1 protein-coding gene and 1 pseudogene are annotated in these 1,431 nt (G+C 45.6%); both read right to left on the bottom strand.

Annotation, left to right across the window (positions count from 1 at the left end):
• Positions 1-974: DUF3137 domain-containing protein (locus Q0257_RS05605; RefSeq protein ID WP_298022658.1), on the bottom strand; the 974-nt coding region annotated here is incomplete at its 3' end.
• 185 nt (positions 975-1,159) lie between these two features.
• Positions 1,160-1,431 (bottom strand): annotated as a pseudogene (locus tag Q0257_RS05600) (1-deoxy-D-xylulose-5-phosphate reductoisomerase); the annotation flags it as partial.

The raw sequence follows: 1,431 nt of genomic DNA, 5'->3' as shown, positions 1-1,431 counted from the left end.
TAAGACGTCCAAATTTTTTCATTCAGCTTTAGAATTTTTACGATTTGCAGCATCGAATCCAGATCAGCTTTGATATCCTTTGCGATGCGGGTATTGAGTATCGGCTGATCCAGGCTCGGCTCGAAACTATCGGCACCGCGAGCTATCGCGATGTAAATTTTATTTTGCTTGAAGCTCAGCGAGATATTCGATTTCACGAGCTGTTTAAGAGATAAAATTTTCTCCATCAGCGCGGGCGTCAGGACATACATAACCGCCACCGTATCGCTTGCGTAAACCGAGAAATTTGCATTGAAATCCGCATTATCTATCGGGATTTTGCGGTCGCCCCATAGCTTGCGCGGCAGCCCTGAAGGCGGTAAATCTATGCCTGCGGGCGCCGCCGCGTCCGAGAAAACAAAAACGTCGGAGCGGAGTTTTTTATTAAAATTTGCCACGAAAAAGGGTCCTTCGAAAAATGTGGCGTAATTATTTTTAAAAATAAATGGAATTCCCGTACCGATGTCTTTTTCTAACCTTATGTCGCAAAACATAAAATCCACGCCGTCCACGTTCGCGCAAACCAGATCATCCGCGCGAAATCTATCAAATCCGTCAAATATCTCGCTTGCTCTTACCTCTTTTTCCTGAAAAAGCGCGCCCATTTTATACGAAAAGCCCAGGCTTTCGATATAGGGCTTGAGATAAAGCTCTTTGTAGCGCATCAAAAATCGCTCGGTTTTACGCTCAAAAATCCACTCGTAAAATTCGTCCCGCATGGCGATTATTGCTAAAATAGACATGACCAAAAAAGATAAGCTTTCTATGCCAAGATCGAGTTTGGGAAAATCGAGAAAGATGATTATCAATGCGAGCGCGAGCATCGGACCAAACACCCCAAACGCTACGAGATAACTTAAAATTTTCCAAAGCTTGCGACTTTTCTTAAGCCGTTTGCGCTGCTTTTCTAAATCTATGACGGTTTTAATATCCACGCTAAACCTCTAATTATTAAATTTAATGGCGCAAATTGGTAGCACAGCATAAATCTGCGCCCGATACAGCGCAATAGGCGCACGCTGTTTAGAGCCGCTAAATTTTACGGCTGCTTGCGCGAGCCGCGCGCAGTGAAATTTGTCGCCACGCTCAACTTGTAGCATAAATCCCGTGATTAAAAAATTTATTTCAGCAGTTCGTTTGCATACGCTCGCACGCTCGCATCCACCGCCGTAAGCGCGTCCGCGTCCGTCACGCTAGGTGAGTTAAATTTCTCCGCGCACTTTAGCACGACGCGCGCAATGTCGGTAAAACGGCACTGCTGCTGCAAAAACGCATTTACGCCCACTTCGTTTGCGGCGTTGATGACGACGCCTAGATCGGGGTTTGCTAACAGCGCGTCTTTGAGGGTAAAGATTTGAAATTTCATCTCGTCGATCGGCTTAAATTCTATCG

The sequence above is a fragment of the uncultured Campylobacter sp. genome, from assembly GCF_938018035.1.
Lineage (GTDB): Bacteria > Campylobacterota > Campylobacteria > Campylobacterales > Campylobacteraceae > Campylobacter_B.
Note: the sequence above shows the minus strand (reverse complement) of the source record. Positions and strands in the feature narration are given on the sequence as shown.